This is a genomic window from Pantoea sp. AG702 (assembly GCF_003182295.1).
In the GTDB taxonomy this organism is placed as follows: domain Bacteria; phylum Pseudomonadota; class Gammaproteobacteria; order Enterobacterales; family Enterobacteriaceae; genus Pantoea; species Pantoea ananatis.
In genome coordinates this window covers 176,029-190,249 of the sequence record NZ_QGTU01000006.1, presented here as the reverse complement: position 1 = coordinate 190,249, position 14,221 = coordinate 176,029, and the positions used below count along the sequence as shown (strand labels likewise).

Sequence of the window (14,221 nt, the reverse complement as noted above, 5' to 3'; positions counted from 1 at the left end):
CTGATTAATGGCGGCGCAAAATCCCACCGCACGGCCCTGTTAAGATGGAGAGAAAGAACAGCATTGCGGCACTCAACACCACCGCCGGTCCTGCCGGCAGTGAAAAGTGCCAGGAAAGCACCAGCCCGGCAAACGCCGACAGCACGGCCATCAGCATGGCCGAGCCCAGCATGATGACGAGGTGACGACTCCAGAAACGGGCGCTGGCGGCGGGCAACATCATCAGCCCCACCGACATCAAGGTTCCCAGTACCTGAAAACCTGCGACCAGGTTGAGCACCACCAGCGTCAGAAAAATACCGTGCACCAGCGGCGCGCTCCATTTGCCCTGTGCGCGCAGAAAGTCGGAATCGAATGCATCAATGACCAGAGGACGGTAAATGACGGCCAGCATCAGCAGCGTAAACGCGGCGATACCACCGACCACCGCCAGCGCAGGATTATCCACTGCCAGCAGGGAGCCAAACAGAACGTGCAGCAGATCAACGCTGGATCCGCGAAGTGAGACGAGCGTGACGCCCAGCGCCAGCGAGCCCAGGTAAAAGCCAGCAAAACTGGCATCTTCTTTGAGCGGCGTGTAACGACTCACGGCACCCGACAGCAGTGCCACCGCCAGGCCGGCAATCAGCCCGCCCACGCCCATCGCAACCAGGGACAAGCCGGAGAGTAAATAGCCGATAGCGGCACCGGGCAGTACGGCATGGGATAAGGCATCCCCAATCAGACTCATGCGGCGCAAAGAGAGAAAAACGCCTAGCGGGGTGGCGCTAAATGCAAGCGCGACACAGGCCACCAGCGCCCGTCGCATAAAGCTGAACTCAATAAACGGCTGAATAATTGTCACGGCGCCACGCTCCGTAAGGGCGCGGCATCGAACACACTGCGGCGGTGAGCACCATCATCCATAGACAAGACATCGCTAAAATAACGCTCAACCAGCGGGCGATCGTGGAGCACCACCATGAGCGTGGTGCCAGCCTGCTGCTGCTGCTGCAAGATGGACATCAGTAGCGTTACCGTCTTGCTGTCAATGCCGTTAAAAGGCTCATCAAGCAACCACAGGCGACTACGTTGCAGCATCAGCCGGGCAAACAGCACACGCTGCAGCTGTCCGCCGGATAAAGTGGCAGGTTGAGCATCGGCATAGTCGCTCATCTGCACCGCCTCCAGGGCCTCGCTAATTTCTTTACGCAAGCGCCGGTTGATTCCGCCAAACCAGCCACAGCGCGGCCAGCAACCTATTGAAACCAGCTCGTACACGGTTAAAGGAAAACGTGTTTCCAGCTCGCTTCGCTGAGGCAGCCAGCCAACTTCCCGGCGCGGAAGATGCAGTTCACACTGCCCCTGCACTGGCGGCAATAAGCCAGCGATGGTTTTAATCAGTGTGGATTTTCCGCTTCCGTTCGCACCAATCAGCGCGGTCATGCTGCCCTGGGGCAACTGGGTGGTCAGAACGGGTGAGACAGATTGCCCCTGATAACCCACCTGTAGATTTCTCAACGCTATCACGGCTGCATTCCCCACCACATCGCTGTTGCCAGAACAGCGATTAACAGGAGAGCCACCACTAACCGTCCTCCGAGTGACATTAACAGTCCACTTTGATTCATCACTGCACCAAAAAATGTTATAACATAACAACTATGATATCCGATGTTGTCGCGTTATCACCACGGCAATGTGTTTCAAAAAATAAACCAGCGCACGATTTGCCATAAAAAGGGCTATAGAGAAGCAGCAACGAATCAACCACTTGCTTAAATTTGCCCTCAACGAGACCTTATTATGTGTGGAGGACTACTTGCAAACCGCCAGAAGAACATCAATGATGGGTTTATAAGTTGTTATTCATGAGCAGACTATGTCAGTAAGAATTGAATGCGATGTCGCGCAGGATGAAACGGATTGCGCAAAATTAGCCACAATTATAGAGCGGAATATTCTCAAAATAACAGATTCACTTGTTGGCGATTTACAGTGGTATTCAGCCAATGCCATCTTAGTGCCAGGCAGTTTACGCGTTATTGCTGTTGAGATGACAGAGACGAATAGATTTAAGTTACTTTACGATTTTCAGTGGAATTTATTTAATCCGTGTCTGGATTTAAATGAAATCGTTACGCAAGATGAACAAGTCAGCTTCCGTATCTGCCCTGCCGCGCTTGTATTTGAGCCGATTGAGAATCAGCGCCCCTCACCTGGCGATGAATTGTAATATTTAGTAATGGAGGTGAGCAGAACTAATGATTCTACACTATTCTTAACTCAGTCCGTTATTTACAAACCCGATAACCACTTCCTGGCCGCTTCACCTAATCGCGCCGCTTTGCGGTAACTTTGCTCGCTACGGAGGGGAAAAAGATGGACGAATACTCACCGAAACGGCATGATATTGCCCAGCTTAAATACTTGTGTGAGAATCTGTTTGACGACAGCATGGCGACATTAACTGACAGTCATCACGGCTGGGTTAATGACCCCACTGCCGAAAGCAATTTACAGCTAAACGATTTGATTGAGCACATCGCCTCTTTCACCATGAATTACAAAATTAAGCACGTTGAAGACGAAGCACTGATTACCCAAATCGATGAATATCTTGATGATACCTTTATGCTGTTTAGCAACTACAGTGTAAATACTCAGGATCTTCAGCGCTGGCAACGCTCAGCGAAACGTTTATTTAATGTGTTTACTGAAGAGTGCGCTTTTCTTCAACAGCCAAGCCATTCATTATAGTACTGACGTGAGAACGGTTTATTTATGAACAAAACCCTAACTAAAACTGATTATTTGATGCGACTGAGGCGCTGTCGTTCTATTGACACGCTAGAACGCGTAATTGAAAAAAATAAGTACGAATTACCCGATGAAGAATTAGCAGTATTTTACTCAGCAGCCGATCACCGCCTGGCTGAACTGACGATGAACAAGCTCTATGACAAAGTCCCGGTGTCAGTCTGGAAATTTGTACGCTAACCTATTTTGTATTACGTTTGATCTGATTTCACCAGCCTGTTTTTGCACAACTCGCCTGCCGGCAATGGAACGGCCCAGGCGAGATTCGCCTGTTTATCATCTGGGAAGAGGGATGTTTACGAGATGAAATGGTGGAGGCCCCGCCAGCTACATCCCGGCACACACGTCACCTGCTGCGGCTGCTTCCTTCCGGACCTGACCGAGTTCACAAGCTAGCATTGCGGGAGAACCAACAGGGCCCCCATTGACTAGCCCTCATTTCGAGAGCGCAGGCATTATCGGGGATGCCCCCGGCAATTGCAAGCCTGGTCGGGATGACCGTTGGTTTCTTGTACGATCGCCGATAATTAACCCTCAATGTGATAAAATTATCGCCTTTTCTCGGGCAGGTAAGTTTATGGACAGCTCTGACAGCTTCAAACAGCGAATCTGGCAAATCGTTGCCGCAATTCCTCCCGGCCGCGTCACGACCTATGGTGACGTCGCCCTGCTGGCGGGCTCGCCCAGAGCAGCGCGCCAGGTCGGTGGCGTCTTAAGCCGCTTACCTGAGGGCAGTACGCTTCCCTGGCACCGGGTGATTAATCGCCACGGTACTATTTCGCTGCAGGGCGATCGGTTATTTCGTCAGCGAGATGCGCTGGAGGCGGAAGGCGTTGAGGTGAGTGACGCCGGTGAGATTGATTTAGACCAATATCGCTGGCGATTTTAAGGCGTCAGGGCGGCGGCAATGCCGCCCTGATAGGGTTGCCCTGAGGCCTTACATGGTCGTCGGTGCCGGGACAGCGGCTGACGGTGTAACCTGCGTCGGTGACGTTGGCGGTACGCTCGTGGCTGCGCCTGGCTGCGTTGGCATCGCCATAGAGGGGACCGGTACTAACACCAGATCGGTTTTTGTTCCGCCCTGATTGATCACCGGTTTAACCTCTTCGGTAATGAAGGCCATCTTGCCATCAACCGTAATGGCAGCGCTTAACAGGATGCGTGCATTAGGCTGAATGTCGGCCGGGTTGAAAGGCAGCACAAAATGGAATGGCGCCTGCTTCCCTTCCGTGCGCACGACGCGCTGGGACAGCACTTTCGACGGAGCATCCGCAACCGATGCATCTGACAGCGTCACGGTCAGTGCAGCATTCGGCGGCAGCGCAATGCGCTGACGAATATAGACGGATCCACTGACGTTAGGCTGAGCAATCGTTGCTGTTTGTCCTGCAACCGCTGACCCTAAAGTCGGGGTTGGAACCGGTTTGCCTTTGTGTGCACAACCCGCGAGAGCCATCGCCATCGCTACGCCACTTAACACATGCCAGAATTTCATTGATGTCGTCTCCTTTTGATCAAAATGATTTTTAGCAGTGAATCTTCATTACAGCGTTTCACTCGCCGTATGTCTTTAATGTTGGCACAAAATCAAAAGTTTGCCTGGTCGGATGAAAGACCGAAAGTCTGATTGACGGAAACTGGTCGGATCTTTCACACTTAGGCAAATACTTATTATCAGGAAAGCGTCATGAGTCAGGCACTCGAAAATCTGCTTAATTTAATCCATCTGGAAAAAATCGAAGAAGGCCTCTTTCGCGGCCAGAGCGAAGATCTTGGCCTTCGTCAGGTCTTTGGCGGTCAGGTAGTGGGACAGGCACTTTTTGCGGCCAAACAGACCGTGCCGGAAGATCGCGTCATTCACTCATTCCACAGCTATTTTCTCCGGCCCGGCGACAGCCAGAAACCGATTATTTACGACGTGGAAAGCCTGCGTGACGGTAAAAGTTTTAGCGCCCGCCGGGTCAGCGCCATTCAAAATGGTCAGCCTATTTTTTATATGACGGCCTCTTTCCAGTCGCCGGAAAGCGGCTTTGAACATCAGAAACCCATGCCGCAGGTGAAAGGGCCTGATAATCTCCCCAACGAGCAGCAGATGGCGCAAAAAATGGCCCATATGCTGCCAGAAAAGCTGCGCGAGAAATTTATCGCCGAGCGTCCGCTGGAAATCCGCCCGGTACAGATCCACAACCCGTTACGAGGCCACGTTGATAAACCGCAGCGTCAGGTGTGGATTCGGGCTAACGGCACCCTGCCCGACGATTTACGCATCCATCAGTATCTACTGGGCTACGCTTCCGACCTTAACTTTTTGCCCGTGGCGCTGCAGCCCCATGGCAAAGGCTTTCTGGAATCCGATATGCAGGTGGCAACGATTGACCACTCTATGTGGTTTCACCGTGAGCTGAATTTTAACGACTGGCTGCTCTACAGCGTGGAGAGCACCTCTGCATCGGGCGCGCGGGGCTTTGTACGCGGTGAGTTTTACAACCAGCAAGGGGAACTGGTGGCGTCAACGGTTCAGGAAGGTGTGATGCGCCAGCGCAGCGAATAGTAAAAAGGGGCGAAATCGCCCCTTTTCTCTTATCGTTACAGATGAATTAATGGTTGTATGCGTTCTCGCCATGGCTGTTGACGTCCAGGCCTTCGCGCTCCTGCTCTTCCGGCACGCGCAACCCTACAATCATATCCGCCAGTTTAAAGCCAATGAAGGCCACCACGGCAGACCAGACGATAGTCACCCCTACGCTGAACAGCTGAACGGCAACCTGATGCCCCATAGTGACGCCTGGTGCATAGCCTACGCCGCCCAGAGAAGAGGACGCGAACACGCCCGTCAGGATACAGCCGATGATGCCACAGACGCCGTGAACGCCGAATACGTCACAAGGATCGTCAACCCGCAGCCATCTTTTCAGCGTTGTTACGCCCCAGATGCCCGCCAGACCACCGGCTAAACCGATAATTAACGCGCCACCGACGCCGACATAACCACAGGCTGGCGTAATGGCAACCAGACCCGCAATAAAACCAGAACAGGCACCTAACAGAGAAGGTTTACCGCGCAGCGCCCACTCGCCGAAGGTCCATGCCAGCACAGCAGCGGCAGTCGCCACAACGGTATTCAGGAAAGCCAGTGCGGCAATTTCGTTAGCTGCCGACGCCGAACCTGCGTTGAAGCCAAACCAGCCGACATACAGAATCGCGGTACCGGTAAAGACCATTGGCAGGTTGTGAGGTTTAAATGCCTCTTTGCCGAAGCCTGCACGTTTGCCCACCAGGTAAGCACCGACCAGTCCGGCAACCGCCGCGTTAATGTGCACAACCGTGCCGCCAGCAAAGTCCAGCGCGCCATCCTGAGCCAGTAAGCCGCCTGCCCAGACCATATGCGCGATAGGCAGATAAGCCAGCGTCAGCCATACCGCCACGAAAATCAGCACGGCTGAGAAACGAATACGTTCCGCAATGGCACCGACGATCAGCCCCACGGTAATACAGGCAAAGGACGCCTGGAAAGCCACATGGATGTATTGATAAAAGCTGCCCATTACCGCTGTCAGCGCAATGTTTTTCAGCATCACCCAGTTGAAGCTGCCAAAGAAAGCATTGCCTTCGCTAAAGGCCAGTGAGTAGCCATAAATCACCCACAGCACACATACCAGCGAAAAGGTGACCGCCACCTGAGTGAGCATAGAGAGCACGTTTTTACCGCGGATCAAGCCGCCGTAAAACAGCGCAATCCCGGGAATTGACATAAACAGCACCAGCGCAGTGCAAATCATCATAAAGGCGTTATCGGCTTTGTCTGCAACGGCAGGCGCAGCAGCCATTGCCAGCGACGGTAACAGTGCCAGGCTGGTGAGGCCCAACTTGGTCAGCATTTTATTCATTTTTTTTCCATCCCATCACATTACTGAGTCTTGTTTACAGTGCGGCTTCGTCGGTTTCGCCGGTACGTATGCGAATCACGCGCTGCAGTTCAGCAACGAAAATCTTGCCGTCGCCAATTTTTCCGGTGTAAGCCGATTTACTGATTACGTCCACCACTTCGTCCAGTTGGTCGTCTGCAATGGCGATATCAATTTTGACCTTGGGCAGAAAGTTCACGCTGTATTCCGCACCACGGTACAGTTCGGCGTGCCCTTTCTGACGTCCAAAACCTTTCACTTCGGAGACGGTCAGTCCCTGAATACCAATGGAGGATAATGCCTCTCGCACATCTTCCAGCTTGAACGGCTTAATTACGACGGTAACCAGCTTCATAGCCTCTCCTTAAGGAATTGAAATAAGTAAGTCTCATGGACACGCAGAGACTTAAGCAAAGGCTGTGCCAGATGTAAGTATTGTGCGAAATCCGTTATCAGGCCGCGACGGAATAAGGCTCAGGAAATGCTGAATATCGGTCTGGGAAAAACTGGGGGATTAATAAACGAAGCGGATGCACTCCTTTGGTGCTGTTACGCTCAAAGGTGTGCATCCTGACGGAACAATGGAGAAAAAGATGCGCAAAAAAGGTGCAATCACCCTGCGCTGACTAACGGTGCTGCCGATTCCAGTTCATCGCCAACCTGTTGCAACTGATACATTTGCCAGTAGCGCCCTTCCTCTGCCAGCAGCTGCTGATGCGTGCCCTGCTCGACAACATGACCACGGTGCAGCACCAGTATGTTGTCTGCTTCGGTAATGGTGGAAAGACGGTGGGCGATAACCACCAGCGTCGTATGCTGACGCAGGGTGCGCAGCGTGTGCTGGATGGCCTGCTCTGTACCGGAATCGATATTTGCGGTGGCTTCATCAAGGATGAGAATCTGCGGCAGTTGTACCAGTACGCGTGCCAGCGCCAGTAATTGCTTTTGCCCCACCGACAGGTTATTCCCCTGTTCGCCCAGTCGGGTATGAATACCTGCAGGCAATGCCCGGGCCAGCGGCGCCAGCTGTACCTGCTCCAGCGCCGTCCACACGGCTTCTTCGCTGATATCCCGACCCAGCCGCACGTTGGCCAGCAGCGTGTCGGCCAGTACGACCGGATCCTGCTGTACCATCGCGATGCTGCGTCGTAGCGCCTCGTGGGAATATTGCCCCAACGGACGATCGTCCAGACGGACTTCACCGCGCGTCACCGGATAGTAGCCCATTAACAGGTTTGCCAGCGTGCTCTTGCCGCTGCCGGTATGACCGACCAGAGCGACAAAGCCGCGTGAAGGCACATCCAGCGAGATGTTGCTTAGCACGTCACGATCATCGCGATAGGCAAAGCTCAGGTTATCCAGCGTAATGCGTCCGGACGCCATGGGTCGATCGCTGTCACCATAGTGCTGCTGGGGCGCATCCATCAGTTCAAAAATACGCTCGCCCGCGACAACCGCCTGCTGCAACATCGACTGCTGCGTAGTGAGTTCGATTAAGGGCTCGTTAAGCCGTCCCAGATAGGTGATAAACGCGTACAGCACCCCGACTTCGAAAACGCCGGGCATTGAGAAACTGAATAACAGCAGCAGCCCGCACAGCACCAGCGCCGAAAACAGGCTTAAAAGCGGCCGTAACAGGAAGCCATCGAGCCGCAGGGTTTCCATGCGCGCCAGATAGTGAGAGCGGCTGGCTTCCCCCATGCGTTCGCCAAAACGTGCCTGCTGGCGGAACTGCTGAATCACGCTCATCCCGCTAATCACTTCGTTAAAACCGTTGTTGATATCGGCCAGATAGCTGCGAACGCGACGCGCTATCGGTGTACTGAAGCGCTGATAAATCAGCATGACGATGAGCACCATAGGGAAAATCAACATCGCCACCAGCGCCATGCGCCAGTCCAGGCTGAACATGGCCACCATCATTGCGCCCACCAGCGCGGCGCTGCGCAGGACCGTCGCGACAACGGTCACATACAGATCCCGGACGACTTCCGTGTCGTTGGTGACCCGGGAAATCAACTGCCCCACCGGCTGGGTATCAAACGCAGCGAGTGGCTGACGCAGCGCCGCGTTCATGGCATCGGTGCGTAAACGCTGCACCACGCCAATCGCGGCCTGGTTAAACAGTAACGCCTGCCCGTAATGCAGGGCGGCGGCCAGCAGCTGCAGCAGAATAAAACTCACGACCAGTCCTGCCACGATGCCCCAGGGCATTTGATGCTTCGCCACCAGATTATCGATGAAATAACTCACGAGAACCGGGCCGGTGACTTCGGCGGCGGCGGCAATCCAGAGCATCAACACGGCCAGCGACAGCGATTTGCGCCACGGTTTACCGTAGCTCAGCAGGCGTTTAAGTGTTGGCCACATACGTTGTGACTTAGCCATGCGGCACTCCTTTTTCCGTTTCATCATCATCCAGTGCGGCTTCCAGTTGCTGATAGCGATACATATCCCGATACCAGCCCGCCGCGTTGGTCAGGGCAGCGTGGTCGCCTCGCTGCGCCACGGTGCCCTGATGCAGCACCAGAATCTCGCTGGCTTCCGTGAGTGCCGACAGGCGGTGGGCGCTGATGATCAACGTGCGCCCTTTGCCCCACAGGCGCAGATTATGCAAAATTTCGTGTTCTGTGCGTCCGTCCACGGCCGACAGCGCATCGTCCAGAACCAGGATCTCCGCATCAAGCAGCAGGGCACGGGCGATTGAAATACGCTGTTTCTGACCGCCGGACAGCATGACTCCGCGCTCCCCGACTTCGGTTTCGTAGCCTTGCGGCAGGCGTAAGATATCGTCATGGACGCAGGCCATTTTTGCCGCCTGCTCAATATCCTCCTGACTGGCATCCGGCCTGCCCAGCGCAATGTTATTGGCCACGCTGTCGGAAAACAGAAACGGCGTCTGGCTGACGACGGCGAGACGGCTGCGCCAGCTGTCCAGCCGCAGCTGTGGCAGCGGGATGGAATGGTAGCAGATATCCCCCTGCTGAATATCGAAGTGACGCTGAATCAAACTCAGCAAGGTCGTTTTACCACTGCCGGTCGGGCCGCACAGGCCCAGCATATCGCCCGGCTTGAGTTGAAATTCAACCTGGCTCAGTATCGCACCTGAACTGGCGGGATAGCTGAATTCGCGAATCGAGACCTGTAACGTTCCGGCCCTGTCAGGCAAGGTTTTATCACCGTCCTCAACGACCGGTGCCTCAGAAAGCAGCGCACGAATTCGGCTCCAGGCAGCACTGCCACGCTCAACAATGTTAAACATCCATGCCAGCGCCAGCATCGGCCAGATCATCAATCCCAGGTACATGACAAAGCTGGTGAGCTGCCCCAGCGTCATTTGATCATGCCACACCAGCCAGCTTCCGCCGCCAATCGCAAGCAGGTTGGCAAAGCCAATCGCGATATAAATGGTGGGATCAAAACGCGCATCCACTCGCGCAACGCGCAGGTTTTTCTCTCCGGTATCACGTGCAATATCGGCGAACTGCGCCGACTGATGTTGCTCCAGCCCAAATGCCTTAATCATTCGGATGCTGGTAAGGCTCTCTTGCGTCTGATCGTTCAGGCTGGAAAAGGCCGCCTGCGCCAGTTTGAAACGGTTATGCAGCTGCTCGCCATAGCGGTGAATGACCAACGCCATGAATGGCATCGGTATTAGCGATATCAGCGTCAGCTGCCAGCTGATTTGTGTACTCATGGCAATTAACACAACGCATCCCATGACCAGAGAATCCACCAGCGTCAGCACGCCTTCACCGGCAGCAAAAACCACCCGATCGACGTCGTTGGTGGCGCGGGCAATGAGATCGCCGGTTCGGTGACGCAGGTAAAACGCCGGCTGCTGACGGCTGAGCTGACGATAAAAATCCTCTCGCAGCTCAACGGCCAGTTGGTAGGATGCGCCAAACAGCAGCACGCGCCAGACATAGCGCAGCAGATAAACCACCACGGCGGTCAGCAGCATAATGCCAATCCACATCAGGATGCGCCGGGCATCCATGTTTTGGTGGGTCACGCCGTCCACAATCACCCCGACAATCCACGGCGGCAGCAACTGCAGAACGGCAATAACGATCAGTAAGGTGACGGCGCCCAGATAACGCCGCCACTCACGGATAAAATACCAACTTAACTGGCTGAATAATCGCACAAGGCTGCTCTCAATCTCAGATACTCAGGGGCCAACAGGCAGGGCTGTCGTGTATTTAATCTCTTCCATCGCGAAGCTGGAGGTCACATCGATCAGGCCTGTTACACCATTAACTAAACGCTTATAAAAGGCATCATAACTTTTCATGTCGGCAACCTGAATACGCAGTAAATAATCGTACTCACCGGCCATACGGTAAAAGCCCATCACTTCCGGCATGCTCTGCACCACCGAGACGAACTCCTGATACCAGGCTTTGCTGTGCTGGGTGGTTTTGACAAACATAAAGGCCGTGAGAGAGAGGCCAAGCTTTTCATTATCCAGCAGAGCGACCCGTCCGCGAATAATGCCGTCTTCTTCCAGCTTTTTAAGGCGCTTCCAACAGGGCGTCGTGGTGAGATTAACCGCATCTGCCAGTACCTGGAGTGAAGTGGTGCAGTCCTGCTGCAGCATAGCCAACAGTTTAAGGTCAATTTTATCTGGCATACGGCCCTCCGGTAGAAATATTTTCTCCATTACCGCCATTTTAACGCAAAACCAGTAAGCTCTTTTTCCTACACGTGCCTTAAAATAATGACTTTCATCCGACCGGAAATGAACGCCATGTCAACATGCTGGGTACGCCACGCGATTAACGAAATTAACGCTGATTTTCAACGCTCAGCGGACACACACTTAATTCGCTTCAGTTTGCCGGATTTTCCGGGCATCAGGTTCTATCTCAAAGATGAAAGCACGCATCCCAGCGGAAGTCTGAAACATCGTCTGGCGCGCTCTCTGTTTCTGTACGCGTTGGCCAACGGTTGGATTAAACAAGATACGCCGGTTATTGAGGCATCTTCGGGCAGTACGGCCGTGTCTGAAGCCTATTTTGCCCGCCTGCTGGGCTTGCCTTTTATTGCCGTCATGCCCGCCAGCACCGCGAAGCGTAAAATTGAGCAGATCACCTTTTACGGCGGTCAGTGTCACTTTGTCAGCGATCCCTGTCAGCTCTATGCAGAATCCGAGCGCCTCGCTCGGGAACTGAACGGCCATTTTATGGATCAGTTTACCTACGCGGAACGGGCCACCGACTGGCGCGGCAACAACAACATTGCTGAAAGCATCTTCCGTCAGATGGCAAACGAACCCTTTCCCGTTCCTCACACCCTGATTATGAGTGCCGGCACTGGCGGTACCTCGGCCACGCTGGGACGCTATATTCGCTATCAGGGATGCGATACGCGATTACTGGTCGTTGATCCGCAGCATTCCGTTTTTTATGACTACTGGCACAACCGTGACGCCACCCTGACCAGCAATCGTGGCAGCATGATTGAAGGCATTGGTCGTCCACGCGTCGAGCCTTCCTTTATGCCCGATGTGATTGACGAAATGCTTCGCGTACCGGATGGCGCATCAATTGCCGCCATGCTGAAGCTGGAAACGCTACTGGGACGCAAACCGGGCCCGTCTACCGGCACCAACTTCTGGGGCATGATGCAGGTGGCAAAACGCTTACGCGATAACCACGAGCAGGGCTCGCTGGTGACACTGCTGTGCGACAGCGGAGAACGTTATCCTGATACTTACTATCAACCTGAGTGGGTTGCCGAGCACATTGGCGATATTACGCCCTGGCAGCGCGAACTGGGCTAGTGCGCTATCAGACCTTGACTAACGGGGTTAAGAAGCGCCAGATCGGGCCAGTTATTGCCCCTGCAGCTGTTCAGCCGCGCGTTCAGGTATTACCATAAGCACCAATTTTTATTATTGGGACGTGCCATGAAACGCGCCGTTGTCGTATTTAGCGGTGGACAAGACTCCACCACCTGCCTGGTTCAGGCCCTACAGCATTACGATGAAGTGCACTGTGTGACCTTCGACTATGGTCAACGTCATCGTGAAGAGATTGACGTGGCCCGGGATCTTTCCTTAAGACTGGGCGCCCGAGCGCACAAGGTACTCGATGTGACCATGCTGAATGAACTGGCCGTCAGCAGCCTGACGCGCGACAGCATTCCGGTTCCCGCTTATGATCCCGAGGCTAGCGGCCTGCCGAGCACTTTTGTACCGGGCCGCAATATTCTGTTTCTGACCCTGGCCTCGGTTTACGCGTATCAGGTTGAAGCGGAAGCCGTCATCACCGGCGTTTGCGAAACCGACTTCTCCGGTTATCCCGACTGTCGCGACGAGTTCGTCAAAGCGCTTAACCACGCGATCGGCCTTGGCATGGCGCGCGATGTTCGTTTTGAAACCCCGTTGATGTGGCTTAATAAAGCCGAAACCTGGGCGCTGGCCGATTACTGGCAGCAGCTTACGTTGATCCGCGAAGAGACGCTCACCTGTTATAACGGCATCAAAGGTGACGGCTGTGGCGAATGTGCCGCCTGTCATCTGCGCTCAAACGGCCTGAATGCTTATCTGCAGGATCGCCCCGGTATTATGGCAGCCATGAAGGCAAAAACCGGTTTGCCGTAACCTCGGGCGCGGCGGCGACAGATAGCCGCCGCCCTGATGACATGAGTTATGACATCAGTTAAGACATCAGTCTTTCCAGTCGCTGCCGCAGTTCGCCTTCCAGCGGGACGGCTTTCTGGGAACGCAGGTCGATGCACACGAAGGTCAGTGCCGCATCTGCAACAACAGTCTCACCACCCGCTAAAAGAACCCGCTGAGAAATGATGCCGCTTTTTCCATTAAGCTGCGTGATGTCGCTGCTGATCTCCAGTACATCGCCCAGCACCGCCGGGCGACGATAATTGATGTTGATGTTGACCACCACAAAGGCCAGTTTCTGCTCAAGCAACCAATTAAAGGCGTCCGCTTCTTCCAGCCATTGCCAGCGCGCTTCTTCTAAAAACTCCAGATAACGAGCATTGTTAACATGCTGATAGACATCCAGATGATAGCCGCGCACTTTTATCGTGGTCTGCATTCCTGTTCTCCTGCTGCTATAGATTAACTGGTTGGACCTGTTCACTTTAGCAGAGTCCGCCCGTAACAGCAGGTTAAGCATCAGAGTTGCGCATCACTTCACAATTTCAGACGCGACAGGTTTCTCTCAACCAGGGCATTGCCAAAGCCGGGCACCTCTTTCAGTTGATCGATAGCCGTAAACGGCCCGTACTCTTCACGATAGCTGACGATAGACTGCGCCTTCTTGAGGCCCACCCCGTTCATCGCCTTTGATAGCTGCTCTGCCGTCGCGTCGTTTATGCTGACCAGCTCCTGCTGCGGCATGGAAACCTGCGCGGCCTGGGTTTCACTTGGGGTTTCTGCCGCTGAAAGAGGCATTTGATACAGCGCGCCACACAGGGCGAGGGAAAGATAAAAGGCGTGTAAGTTGGGTTTAGCCATGCTGTGTTTCTCCTTGTGTTAAACAGCA

General features: G+C 54.1%; 17 protein-coding genes and 1 other RNA gene. 7 read left to right on the top strand and 11 right to left on the bottom strand.

Annotated elements, in window-relative coordinates; translation table 11 throughout:
• Positions 1-4 precede the first annotated feature (4 nt).
• On the bottom strand, positions 5-844 hold the full coding sequence (locus tag DFO57_RS16805) for a metal ABC transporter permease (RefSeq protein ID WP_013024907.1): 840 nt from the start codon (positions 842-844) through the stop codon (positions 5-7).
• The gene (locus tag DFO57_RS16800) at positions 841-1,509 is read right to left on the bottom strand and encodes a metal ABC transporter ATP-binding protein (RefSeq protein WP_029568495.1); all 669 of its coding nucleotides are present in this window, start codon (positions 1,507-1,509) and stop codon (positions 841-843) included. Before DFO57_RS16800 ends, DFO57_RS16805 begins: the two co-directional genes overlap by 4 nt.
• Before the next feature lie 352 nt (positions 1,510-1,861).
• On the opposite strand from DFO57_RS16800, the gene DFO57_RS16795 reads away from it, so the two are divergent.
• The 3 genes from DFO57_RS16795 (at position 1,862) to DFO57_RS16785 (ending at position 2,979) form a co-directional block, all read left to right on the top strand.
• A complete protein-coding gene (locus tag DFO57_RS16795) occupies positions 1,862-2,215 on the top strand; it encodes a hypothetical protein (RefSeq protein ID WP_013024905.1) in 354 nt (117 codons plus the stop codon).
• Between the two features lie 146 nt (positions 2,216-2,361).
• Entirely contained in the window at positions 2,362-2,739 is a 378-nt protein-coding gene (gene tomB, locus DFO57_RS16790) for an Hha toxicity modulator TomB (RefSeq protein WP_015700827.1), read from the top strand.
• A 24-nt stretch (positions 2,740-2,763) separates the two neighbouring features.
• Positions 2,764-2,979: an HHA domain-containing protein gene (locus DFO57_RS16785; RefSeq protein ID WP_013024903.1), complete on the top strand. Its 216-nt coding sequence runs from the start codon at positions 2,764-2,766 to the stop codon at positions 2,977-2,979.
• Between the two features lie 138 nt (positions 2,980-3,117).
• Here the strand turns inward: DFO57_RS16785 and ffs are convergent.
• Positions 3,118-3,214, bottom strand: an RNA gene (ffs, locus tag DFO57_RS16780) — signal recognition particle sRNA small type.
• A gap of 162 nt (positions 3,215-3,376) precedes the next feature.
• Here ffs and DFO57_RS16775 point away from each other — a divergent pair.
• Positions 3,377-3,688, top strand: coding sequence for an MGMT family protein (locus tag DFO57_RS16775; RefSeq protein ID WP_014606432.1), 312 nt, complete (start codon positions 3,377-3,379; stop codon positions 3,686-3,688).
• 48 nt (positions 3,689-3,736) lie between these two features.
• Here the strand turns inward: DFO57_RS16775 and DFO57_RS16770 are convergent, their stop codons facing one another.
• Positions 3,737-4,294 carry a YbaY family lipoprotein gene (locus DFO57_RS16770; RefSeq protein WP_013024901.1) on the bottom strand — a complete coding sequence of 186 codons (558 nt, stop codon included), beginning with the start codon at positions 4,292-4,294 and terminating at the stop codon, positions 3,737-3,739.
• Between the two features lie 192 nt (positions 4,295-4,486).
• Here DFO57_RS16770 and tesB point away from each other — a divergent pair, with 192 nt between their 5' ends.
• Positions 4,487-5,350 carry an acyl-CoA thioesterase II gene (gene tesB / locus DFO57_RS16765; RefSeq protein ID WP_014606434.1) on the top strand — a complete coding sequence of 288 codons (864 nt, stop codon included), beginning with the start codon at positions 4,487-4,489 and terminating at the stop codon, positions 5,348-5,350.
• A 46-nt stretch (positions 5,351-5,396) separates the two neighbouring features.
• Here tesB and amtB read toward each other — a convergent pair whose 3' ends face one another.
• From amtB to DFO57_RS16740, 5 genes are all read right to left on the bottom strand, one after another.
• Entirely contained in the window at positions 5,397-6,686 is a 1,290-nt protein-coding gene (gene amtB, locus DFO57_RS16760) for an ammonium transporter AmtB (protein ID WP_014606435.1), read from the bottom strand.
• Between the two features lie 34 nt (positions 6,687-6,720).
• Positions 6,721-7,059: a P-II family nitrogen regulator gene (gene glnK / locus DFO57_RS16755; protein WP_013024898.1), complete on the bottom strand. Its 339-nt coding sequence runs from the start codon at positions 7,057-7,059 to the stop codon at positions 6,721-6,723.
• Positions 7,060-7,316: 257 nt separating this feature from the next.
• Entirely contained in the window at positions 7,317-9,092 is a 1,776-nt protein-coding gene (locus tag DFO57_RS16750; RefSeq protein ID WP_022622656.1) for a SmdB family multidrug efflux ABC transporter permease/ATP-binding protein, read from the bottom strand.
• The gene (locus DFO57_RS16745) at positions 9,085-10,854 is read right to left on the bottom strand and encodes a SmdA family multidrug ABC transporter permease/ATP-binding protein (protein WP_029568494.1); all 1,770 of its coding nucleotides are present in this window, start codon (positions 10,852-10,854) and stop codon (positions 9,085-9,087) included. The genes DFO57_RS16750 and DFO57_RS16745 overlap by 8 nt, the downstream gene beginning before the upstream one ends.
• Before the next feature lie 24 nt (positions 10,855-10,878).
• The gene (locus DFO57_RS16740; RefSeq protein WP_015700832.1) at positions 10,879-11,340 is read right to left on the bottom strand and encodes an Lrp/AsnC family transcriptional regulator; all 462 of its coding nucleotides are present in this window, start codon (positions 11,338-11,340) and stop codon (positions 10,879-10,881) included.
• Between the two features lie 117 nt (positions 11,341-11,457).
• Here DFO57_RS16740 and DFO57_RS16735 point away from each other — a divergent pair, with 117 nt between their 5' ends.
• Together DFO57_RS16735 and queC are read left to right on the top strand one after the other, a co-directional pair.
• On the top strand, positions 11,458-12,492 hold the full coding sequence (locus DFO57_RS16735; protein ID WP_024471201.1) for a PLP-dependent cysteine synthase family protein: 1,035 nt from the start codon (positions 11,458-11,460) through the stop codon (positions 12,490-12,492).
• A gap of 126 nt (positions 12,493-12,618) precedes the next feature.
• Positions 12,619-13,314, top strand: coding sequence for a 7-cyano-7-deazaguanine synthase QueC (queC, locus tag DFO57_RS16730; protein ID WP_029568493.1), 696 nt, complete (start codon positions 12,619-12,621; stop codon positions 13,312-13,314).
• Positions 13,315-13,372: 58 nt separating this feature from the next.
• On the opposite strand, the gene DFO57_RS16725 is transcribed toward queC, so the two are convergent.
• A complete protein-coding gene (locus DFO57_RS16725; RefSeq protein ID WP_014606439.1) occupies positions 13,373-13,771 on the bottom strand; it encodes a thioesterase family protein in 399 nt (132 codons plus the stop codon).
• 98 nt (positions 13,772-13,869) lie between these two features.
• The gene (locus tag DFO57_RS16720) at positions 13,870-14,193 is read right to left on the bottom strand and encodes a helix-hairpin-helix domain-containing protein (protein ID WP_013024891.1); all 324 of its coding nucleotides are present in this window, start codon (positions 14,191-14,193) and stop codon (positions 13,870-13,872) included.
• Positions 14,194-14,221: the final 28 nt, after the last annotated feature.

Coding starts and splice junctions, on each gene's coding strand:
- DFO57_RS16795 (WP_013024905.1), top strand. CDS start 1,862: ATGTCAGTAAGAATTGAATGCGATGTCGCGCAGGATGAAACGGATTGC.
- tomB (WP_015700827.1), top strand. CDS start 2,362: ATGGACGAATACTCACCGAAACGGCATGATATTGCCCAGCTTAAATAC.
- DFO57_RS16785 (WP_013024903.1), top strand. CDS start 2,764: ATGAACAAAACCCTAACTAAAACTGATTATTTGATGCGACTGAGGCGC.
- DFO57_RS16775 (WP_014606432.1), top strand. CDS start 3,377: ATGGACAGCTCTGACAGCTTCAAACAGCGAATCTGGCAAATCGTTGCC.
- DFO57_RS16770 (WP_013024901.1), bottom strand. CDS start 4,294: ATGAAATTCTGGCATGTGTTAAGTGGCGTAGCGATGGCGATGGCTCTC.
- tesB (WP_014606434.1), top strand. CDS start 4,487: ATGAGTCAGGCACTCGAAAATCTGCTTAATTTAATCCATCTGGAAAAA.
- amtB (WP_014606435.1), bottom strand. CDS start 6,686: ATGAATAAAATGCTGACCAAGTTGGGCCTCACCAGCCTGGCACTGTTA.
- glnK (WP_013024898.1), bottom strand. CDS start 7,059: ATGAAGCTGGTTACCGTCGTAATTAAGCCGTTCAAGCTGGAAGATGTG.
- DFO57_RS16750 (WP_022622656.1), bottom strand. CDS start 9,092: ATGGCTAAGTCACAACGTATGTGGCCAACACTTAAACGCCTGCTGAGC.
- DFO57_RS16740 (WP_015700832.1), bottom strand. CDS start 11,340: ATGCCAGATAAAATTGACCTTAAACTGTTGGCTATGCTGCAGCAGGAC.
- DFO57_RS16735 (WP_024471201.1), top strand. CDS start 11,458: ATGTCAACATGCTGGGTACGCCACGCGATTAACGAAATTAACGCTGAT.
- queC (WP_029568493.1), top strand. CDS start 12,619: ATGAAACGCGCCGTTGTCGTATTTAGCGGTGGACAAGACTCCACCACC.
- DFO57_RS16725 (WP_014606439.1), bottom strand. CDS start 13,771: ATGCAGACCACGATAAAAGTGCGCGGCTATCATCTGGATGTCTATCAG.
- DFO57_RS16720 (WP_013024891.1), bottom strand. CDS start 14,193: ATGGCTAAACCCAACTTACACGCCTTTTATCTTTCCCTCGCCCTGTGT.